The organism is Vibrio sp. J383 (assembly GCF_023503985.1).
GTDB classification, from domain to species: domain Bacteria; phylum Pseudomonadota; class Gammaproteobacteria; order Enterobacterales; family Vibrionaceae; genus Vibrio; species Vibrio splendidus.
Genome location: NZ_CP097293.1, coordinates 2,414,186 through 2,423,247 on the forward strand (window position 1 = coordinate 2,414,186; position 9,062 = coordinate 2,423,247).

At 43.9% G+C, this 9,062-nt stretch carries 7 protein-coding genes; 5 read left to right on the forward strand and 2 right to left on the reverse strand.

From position 1 onward, the window contains the following. Position 1: 1 nt before the first annotated feature. On the reverse strand, positions 2–2,200 hold the full coding sequence (locus tag M4S28_RS10980; protein ID WP_249631801.1) for a heparinase II/III domain-containing protein: 2,199 nt from the start codon (positions 2,198–2,200) through the stop codon (positions 2–4). A 333-nt stretch (positions 2,201–2,533) separates the two neighbouring features. On the opposite strand from M4S28_RS10980, the gene M4S28_RS10985 reads away from it, so the two are divergent. The 5 genes from M4S28_RS10985 to M4S28_RS11005 all read left to right on the forward strand — a co-directional run bounded on the left by M4S28_RS10985 (position 2,534) and on the right by M4S28_RS11005 (position 8,209). Next, on the forward strand, positions 2,534–2,869 hold the full coding sequence (locus M4S28_RS10985) for a cupin domain-containing protein (protein ID WP_004733502.1): 336 nt from the start codon (positions 2,534–2,536) through the stop codon (positions 2,867–2,869). Between the two features lie 34 nt (positions 2,870–2,903). Beyond that, positions 2,904–3,836, forward strand: coding sequence for a 2-dehydro-3-deoxygluconokinase (gene kdgK / locus M4S28_RS10990; protein WP_017077178.1), 933 nt, complete (start codon positions 2,904–2,906; stop codon positions 3,834–3,836). A 73-nt stretch (positions 3,837–3,909) separates the two neighbouring features. Next, positions 3,910–4,536, forward strand: a complete 627-nt coding sequence (locus tag M4S28_RS10995) for a bifunctional 4-hydroxy-2-oxoglutarate aldolase/2-dehydro-3-deoxy-phosphogluconate aldolase (RefSeq protein WP_017069898.1) — start codon at positions 3,910–3,912, stop codon at positions 4,534–4,536. Positions 4,537–5,397: 861 nt separating this feature from the next. Then, positions 5,398–7,164, forward strand: a complete 1,767-nt coding sequence (locus M4S28_RS11000) for a sodium:solute symporter family transporter (RefSeq protein ID WP_065606762.1) — start codon at positions 5,398–5,400, stop codon at positions 7,162–7,164. Between the two features lie 280 nt (positions 7,165–7,444). Beyond that, the gene (locus M4S28_RS11005) at positions 7,445–8,209 is read left to right on the forward strand and encodes a transporter substrate-binding domain-containing protein (protein ID WP_249631802.1); all 765 of its coding nucleotides are present in this window, start codon (positions 7,445–7,447) and stop codon (positions 8,207–8,209) included. Between the two features lie 120 nt (positions 8,210–8,329). On the opposite strand, the gene M4S28_RS26615 is transcribed toward M4S28_RS11005, so the two are convergent. Then, positions 8,330–9,058 carry a calcium-binding protein gene (locus tag M4S28_RS26615; protein WP_445329531.1) on the reverse strand — a complete coding sequence of 243 codons (729 nt, stop codon included), beginning with the start codon at positions 9,056–9,058 and terminating at the stop codon, positions 8,330–8,332. Positions 9,059–9,062 lie beyond the last annotated feature (4 nt).

Below are 9,062 nucleotides of genomic sequence, written 5' to 3' on the forward strand. Positions count from 1 at the left end.
ATTATTTCCCCTGCTCTGCTGTGCTTGCTAATTCTGGGTTTAAAATTGTTTCTACTGAGTAGAAGCCAGTCCAGCTGTATACTTTGCCGTTCAGTTCTACTTTGTGTTCCGTGCTGTCAGTCGCGCCAAGTTGGTTGCTGATCATCACTGTCACGTTTGATTTCTCTGTCGTAATTTCTACTACTGAACCGATATTGGTGTGAGCCAATACTTTGATGTCTTTCACAACACCACGTGCGCTTACAGATTGCTCGAATTCTTCGTTGAAGTAACCATGCGTTTCAACAACAGAAGCAAACAGTGTTGTTTCGCCTTTGCTGCGTAAAATGAATGCAGGCTCTGAACGTAGGTTGAAGCTTGGGTCGTTAGCGCCAGTGCGAGTAAAGATAACTTCAGCATTGTCGTTAGACGTTGCACCTAGCCAAGTGTAGTAAGTGTTGTTTTGTAGCCAGCTTACAAGTGCTGTGCCCTTCACTTCACCGCTTGCCACGTTCCATAGATGTTGGTAACCGAAATCGTCACCTAGAGTGTTTAGCTCTTTGTTTGCTTGGTATTCAAAGTTAGTGCGAACAATCTGACCTTGATATTGGTGTGAGTAGTCGTATTGATGCTCGCCTTCGCCGCCTTTTTCAGAATCTAAGCGGTAAAGGTCTAATAGTAGCGGAGATTCTAGCTCTTCAAGGTTTAGCATGAACACGCTGCGTTGCATGTCAAAGCCTTGGTAGTGATCGTTAGCAAATGCACTCATACCGTTGATTTGATCGTCTTCTACTTTAAAGAAGTGAGGTAAACCGTGTACTGAGTCTGCACGTTCAACATCAAAGTTGTTCTGACATTTTTCATCAATCGTAACTGCATTGTGAGCAATCGTTTGACGAGCGTAAGATTTGTTTTCGTCTAGGTAACGGCCGCCGAATTTTGGCTCAACGTTCACCCAACGACAGAAGCCGTATTCACGTAGCACTTCTTGACCGCGGTTAAAGAAAGAAATACCCAGCGTATCAAAGTTGCCGTGACCCATGCCGTGTTGGCCGTAGTTCATCACAAGTTGAGAAACGTCGCCTCTCTTATCCTGCATACGGATAAAGCCTTGCGCGCCGTTGTGACCTTGAGGGCCTTCATTCAATTCAACACTTGGCCAGAAAGGCATGCCGATTTCTTTCTCTGCAGATGCGGCTTCGTATGCTTTAGATAGCTCAAGACCACATGGATGCATCCATACTGCGTCTTGAATCTTAGCCATACCAAGAATGTTTTGATCTACGCCGTTTTCAGAAGAGTAATGCTTGCTGTAAACACTGACGGCAACCTGAACACCCATGTCTGTGATACCCATAGTACGAGAAGCATCATTCAGAGCCGGGAACTCACCGTTCGGATAAGCCGTCGCCAGCATTGCTTGTACTGTGTTACCAATCACGCCCCCTTTGTAGTTGTAGATATCTACTTCAGGCATGTGACGGTGAATCACTTCAGCGAAGACACACGTTGGGCGAATCGCATAACGGTGGTAGTAAGGACCTTCCATGTAGTAGCCAGAAGGTGCAAACAGTTGAGAAACTTGAGCTAAGAAACCGCCAGTGTCATTACGGTCGATGCCGTACACTGACATTTCAAGGTACTCACGCTTGCCTAAAGCAAGACCACAGATACCGACAGCGGCTACTGCCCATATACCGTGGTTGTGAATACGGTCGAAGTCATGTGCGTATTTAACGGTGAACATTTCTAACATTGGTTCGAAAATGCGAGACTCAATGTTGTCACGTTGTCCTTGTGTCAGTGTTGAAGCAACACAAGAGTAAGCTAAGCTTGAGAACATTAACCAGCAGTGTTCGTTCAGGATTTGGTGGAACAAACGACCTGTAGGGTTGGTATTTTTCTGTACGTGGTAATCAAACGTTAGATATTTGTCTGCGTACTCTTCTAGTAGTTGTGTAACAAAGTCAGCGTACTTTTGTTCTTTCGTGATCAAAAACATGCGACCAGCAAGGTTCATGTACGTGTAATTTTGCTTATGGCGGTTATGTTCGTAACCCCCTGCTTCACCGTGACCCGGGACATCAATAGGTAAACGCATGAATGCTTCTAGATCTTTCGCGTTCGCTGCAATGGTTTTGCCCATTAAGCTAGAACGGCCCACTTCAAGATGAAGCTGTTCGATTTCAGCTTCAGTCAACAATACTGGTTTAGTCGTCATATTCTTTGTCACCCTCAATAAAGAGTTTATCTGCTTAAACTTTGATTAAATTTTCAAACTCCATATAAAGTAATACAATATGAGCTTTAATTATACCTATTCGTCGCCAAATGATGAGTAGAGTCACATAATTCACTGTAAGCCATTGATGCAGTTAACTAATGCCAGATACCAAGCATTTCTTAAGTTGTTGATTCATTTACGCTATATAAAGTATCGCTTGATCAATATCACACAAATTTAGATATATTGTATTACAATTAAGCTCATTCCCTTATGATGGATGCAAGTTAAGTAACACTTAAAAGATTTAAACAGATTAGGAGATATACAATGAACTCTTTCTTTATCCTAGATGAAAACCCATGGGAAGAACTTGGTGGCGGCATTAAGCGTAAAATCGTTGCTTACACTGACGATCTTATGGCTGTACATCTGTGTTTTGATAAGGGCGCGATTGGTCACCCTCATACTCACGAAATTCACGACCAAATCGGTTATGTTGTTCGTGGTAGCTTCGAAGCTGAAATCGACGGCGAGAAGAAAGTGCTTAAAGAAGGCGATGCTTACTTCGCTCGTAAACACATGATGCACGGTGCGGTTGCACTAGAACAAGACAGCATCCTTCTTGATATCTTCAACCCTGCGCGTGAAGATTTCCTAAAATAATAACTAGCGCAACCTCAGTTGCTAAGGTAAGCATATGAAATCATTAAACATCGCGGTCATTGGCGAGTGCATGGTTGAGCTACAAAAGAAACAAGACGGGCTTAAGCAAAGTTTTGGTGGCGATACGCTGAATACTGCACTTTACTTATCTCGCTTAACAAAAGAGCAAGATATCAACACGAGCTACGTAACTGCACTAGGCACTGACCCATTCAGTACCGACATGTTAAAAAATTGGCAAGCGGAAGGTATCGACACGAGCTTAATAGCTCAGCTGGATCACAAACAACCAGGGCTTTACTACATCGAGACCGATGAAACTGGTGAACGCAGTTTCCACTACTGGCGTAGTGATGCTGCAGCGAAGTTCATGTTTGATCAGGAAGATACGCCTGCTCTTCTTGATAAGCTCTTCTCTTTTGACGCGGTTTACTTAAGTGGTATTACGCTGGCAATCTTGACAGAAAATGGTCGCACGCAGCTATTCAACTTCTTAGACAAATTCAAAGCTCAAGGCGGCCAAGTATTCTTCGACAATAACTACCGACCTAAACTTTGGGAAAGCCAACAAGAAGCGATTTCTTGGTACTTGAAAATGCTTAAGTACACAGATACGGCTCTGCTGACGTTTGATGATGAGCAAGAGCTATACGGCGACGAAAGCATTGAACAATGTATTACACGTACGTCTGAGTCTGGTGTGAAAGAGATCGTCATTAAACGTGGCGCGAAAGACTGCTTAGTGGTTGAAAGCCAAAGCGCTCAATACGTTGCACCTAACCCTGTAGATAACATCGTTGATACGACTGCCGCTGGCGACTCGTTCAGTGCAGGCTTCTTGGCCAAGCGCTTGAGCGGCGGTAGTGCTCGTGATGCTGCATTTGCAGGTCATATTGTAGCAGGAACCGTGATTCAGCATCCAGGTGCTATCATTCCTCTAGAAGCGACGCCTGATCTGTCTCTATAATTACGCACTTTAACTATTAATCAAGGGTTTGCTTAGTTGAAAGCAGGCCCACATTTAACGTGAGAAAGAATTCATGACGACATTAAATGAACAACTAGCAAACCTAAAAGTAATTCCTGTAATCGCGATCAACCGTGCTGAAGACGCTATCCCTCTAGGTAAAGCGTTGGTTGAAAATGGCATGCCATGTGCAGAAATTACACTACGTACAGAATGTGCAATCGAAGCGATTCGCATCATGCGTAAAGAATTCCCAGACATGCTAATCGGTTCAGGCACTGTACTGACTAACGAGCAAGTTGACGCATCTATCGAAGCTGGCGTTGATTTCATCGTAAGCCCAGGTTTTAACCCACGTACTGTTCAATACTGTATCGACAAAGGTGTTGCAATCGTACCAGGTGTTAACAACCCAAGCTTAGTTGAGCAAGCAATGGAAATGGGTCTTCGCACGTTGAAGTTCTTCCCTGCTGAGCCTTCAGGCGGTACTGGTATGCTTAAAGCACTAACAGCAGTTTACCCTGTTAAATTCATGCCTACTGGCGGCGTAAGCTTGAAGAATGTTGATGAATACCTATCGATCCCTTCTGTTCTTGCGTGTGGCGGTACTTGGATGGTTCCAACTAACCTTATCGATGAAGGTAAGTGGGACGAACTAGGCAAGCTTGTTCGTGACGCAGTTGATCACGTTAACGCTTAATCTGTTTTAGATTTCGTGATAAAGCCTCACTTCGGTGGGGCTTTTTGTTATCTGGCGTTTATTGCGCTGACTAACCGTAAAACACGCTCAATCAACGTTCTGTTTCCCCATACCCTATCGCCGTTCTCCCTATGGCCTCGTACAGCTCCGTGACTAAGACAGGCAAGAACGAGTGATGTAAGGCTTTCAAGCGACCTCAGTATGCATCTAGCGAAGCGTTACTGGTGCTCCCTACCGCTTATCCAGCTCCTTACCCATCCCTTTATCCGACAATATTCCTTTTAAATACGTCGTCAAACATCTCTCATAGCATGCACTGAAGACCACGATAGACAAAGTGAGCCGAAAGTGTGTCCCGTCGTCCAATTTAACGCCGACTCAGTGACAAACATTCCAAATACGCGTCTCTCTAGCACGAAAAAATTAATCAATAGCATGGAAAGGCTACAGAACCGCAGACAAACACAAAATAGCGACATAAAAACAATAAGCTACACTTAAATGCCAGAAACAATATTTTGCGATTTAGTACTGAGACTTAACGTGAATCCCGTCGCACAACCACGCTCAGTTGTAGCATATTTGTTACGGTTATAATTAAAATCTTATAAATAAGGCAAACCAAAGCCTCATTACTTATATTGTAATACATATAAACATTTAGACTTCAATTTGTCTTGGATCTAGAGTAATTCACAAAGACAATTAAAATCAATAAAAACAGAAGGTTAAATTAACTTACCGTGTGTACCCAAAAATCAATGCGACCTAGATCATACTAAAGACATATTGTAGTACAAATAAGCCTTTGAACGCGTTAATCTAAGCCCAGTTAATTATGATATTTAAAAGGCTGAAAAGATGACTATCGATACTTTTGTTGTTCTCGCCTACTTCTTCTTTTTAATCGCGATTGGTTGGATGTTCCGTAAGTTCACCACCTCTACCAGCGATTACTTCAGAGGGGGCGGCAAAATGTTGTGGTGGATGGTTGGTGCAACCGCCTTCATGACACAGTTTTCAGCATGGACGTTTACAGGTGCCGCAGGACGCGCGTTCAATGACGGTTTCGTTATTGTAATCCTATTCTTAGCCAATGCTTTTGGCTACTTCATGAACTATATGTACTTCGCTCCAAAGTTCCGCCAACTTCGTGTGGTAACTGCGATCGAAGCTATTCGTCAGCGCTTTGGTAAAACGTCTGAACAGTTCTTCACATGGGCAGGTATGCCTGACAGCCTTATCTCTGCGGGTATTTGGCTAAATGGTCTCGCTATCTTCGTAGCAGCGGTATTCAACATCCCAATGGAAGCAACCATTGTGGTAACGGGTATGGTTCTAGTATTGATGGCAGTAACAGGCGGCTCTTGGGCGGTTGTTGCTTCTGACTTCATGCAAATGCTCGTTATCATGGCGGTTACGATTACTTGTGCGGTTGCAGCTTACTTCCACGGTGGTGGCCTAACTAACATCGTTGCAAACTTCGACGGCGACTTCATGTTAGGTAATAACCTTAACTACATGAGCATCTTCGTACTTTGGGTTGTGTTCATTTTCGTGAAGCAGTTCGGTGTAATGAACAACAGCATCAATGCTTACCGTTACCTATGTGCAAAAGACAGTGAAAACGCACGTAAAGCGGCAGGCCTAGCATGTATCCTTATGGTTGTTGGCCCACTAATCTGGTTCCTACCACCTTGGTACGTAAGTGCATTCATGCCTGATTTCGCATTGGAGTACGCTTCAATGGGTGATAAAGCGGGTGATGCAGCTTACCTAGCATTCGTACAGAACGTAATGCCTGCAGGTATGGTTGGTCTTCTTATGTCAGCAATGTTCGCTGCAACAATGTCTTCTATGGATTCAGGTCTGAACCGTAACGCTGGCATCTTTGTAATGAACTTCTACAGCCCTATTCTTCGCCAAAACGCGACTCAGAAAGAGCTGGTTATCGTAAGTAAGCTAACCACTATCATGATGGGTATCATCATCATCGCGATTGGTTTGTTCATCAACTCACTACGCCACTTGAGCTTGTTCGATATCGTAATGAACGTGGGTGCATTAATTGGCTTCCCAATGCTGATTCCTGTACTACTAGGTATGTGGATTCGTAAGACGCCTGACTGGTCTGGTTGGTCTACGCTAATCGTTGGTGGCTTCGTTTCTTACATCTTCGGTATCTCTCTTCAAGCAGAAGACATCGAGCACCTATTCGGTATGGAAACAGCGCTTACTGGCCGTGAATGGAGCGACTTGAAAGTGGGTCTTAGCCTAGCTGCTCACGTAGTGTTTACTGGTGGTTACTTCATCCTAACTTCTCGCTTCTACAAAGGCCTATCGCCTGAACGTGAGAAAGAAGTTGACCAACTATTCACTAACTGGAATACGCCGCTAGTAGCGGAAGGTGAAGAGCAGCAGAACCTAGATACTAAACAGCGTTCAATGCTTGGTAAGCTTATCAGCACAGCAGGTTTCGGTATCCTAGCAATGGCTCTGATTCCAAACGAACCAACAGGACGCTTGTTGTTCCTACTATGTGGTTCGATGGTACTCACCGTTGGTATCCTACTGGTTAACGCATCTAAAGCTCCGGCTAAGATGAACAACGAGTCAGTTGCTAAGTAGCTAAACAGCTAAACAGCTAAACAGCTAAACAGCTAAATAAGCAGCTAACAAGTTAAACCAAAATGAAGCCCATGTTATTCGATAACATGGGCTTTTTGTTTGTCTACGGTTTATCAAAATGGAATATGAAACACATCTTTATCAATGTTCACAAATCAATAAAGTTACCTATCTCCTGCCCTCGTTTTATCTTCTTTTACAACCTTTCCAATGGTTTGATCTCTTTCTCTGATTGTTTCTGTTACTTTGAATGACAACATAAACACAACAGATAATTACAATGAAAAAAACATCACTATTACTTGCTTCCATTGCTCTGGCACTTTCTGGTGTCGCACAAGCTGACCAGCTAGAAGACATTCAAAAATCAGGCACACTTCGCGTCGGCACCACAGGCGACTACAAACCTTTTTCTTACTTCGACGGCAAAACCTACTCTGGTTATGACATTGACGTAGCCAAACATGTTGCAGAGCAGTTAGGCGTTGAATTACAGATTATTCGTACCACATGGAAAGATCTGCTAACCGACCTAGGCAGCGATAAATACGACATCGCGATGGGCGGTATCACACGTAAAATGCAGCGCCAGTTAAACGCTGAACAAACTCAAGGCTACATGACCTTTGGTAAGTGTTTTCTAGTCGCGAAAGGCAAAGCTGGACAATACGACAGCATTGAAAAAGTGAACCTTTCTTCTGTGCGTGTTGGCGTTAATATCGGCGGGACTAATGAGATTTTTGCGGATGCTAACTTGCAAGACGCGAGCTTTACGCGTTACGAGAACAACCTAGACGTTCCGCAAGCCGTTGCGGAAGGTAAAGTTGATGTAATGGTGACAGAAACTCCTGAAGGTCTGTTCTATCAAGTGACGGACGAACGTCTTGAAGCGGCACGCTGTGAAACACCGTTTACCAACAGTCAATTCGGTTACCTGATACCAAAAGGTGAACAACGCTTGTTGAACACAGTGAACTTCATTATGGATGAGATGAAATTGAAAGGCGTCGAAGAAGAGTTCCTGATCCACAACTCTCTTAAGTAACTCTTTACGATTTATACAGTGACAAAAAAGAGGCCAGCAATGCTGGCCTCTTTCGTTATGGTTAAATGGTTCGCTTTTAGTTTAATCGTTAGATTCTAATAGCTAGCCTCCAATTTGGCGTTAACCGTGAGTGATGACATTTTGTTGCACTAACGCATCCAGAATGTCTGACGGCATGGTGCCACTTAAGGTTAGTTGTGGCGCAAGGTCTTCAACCACAATCACCTGTTCTGTGGTCCCTAAACCATCAGGATTGATCGTTAGTTCAATATCATCCCCTTCCACTTTCGCGTCTATCTGTTGTAGCAATGCAGACATGTCTGGAGATGTATTCTTCAGCTCAGGTAATACTTCACGGAGATCGATTTGGTCTCCTTCAGACAGGCTGAAATCGGTAATGGTGTCTTCAACGCCATCTTCAATATTGAGCCATACAAACGAATCCATACCATTGCCACCAGTTAGAATATCGGAACCGCCGCCACCAATGAGTGTGTCGTTACCGTCACCGCCAACCAGCGTATCGTCACCCGATCCACCTACAAGTCGGTCATTTCCAGTTCCGCCAGTGAGGTTGGTATCAAAGTTACTCGCTAAAAGTTGCACATCGTCTGTTTCAGAAGACAGATCGAGATCTATTGGATTGGCAACAATATTGAGATTCAGATCGATGTTTTGAGATATTGCAATATCGTTGTTGTCCGCCTCTTCAGATACCGCCTCAACTTTCAAGGTGTAATTACCCGGGGTTAACGGCTTCCCTAATGATGACTGCTCGACGAGTCTGAGACTATCGATCGCATCAGCGGTAGCTATCCAAGTATCACCCACCAACGAAACCGTACCCACATCA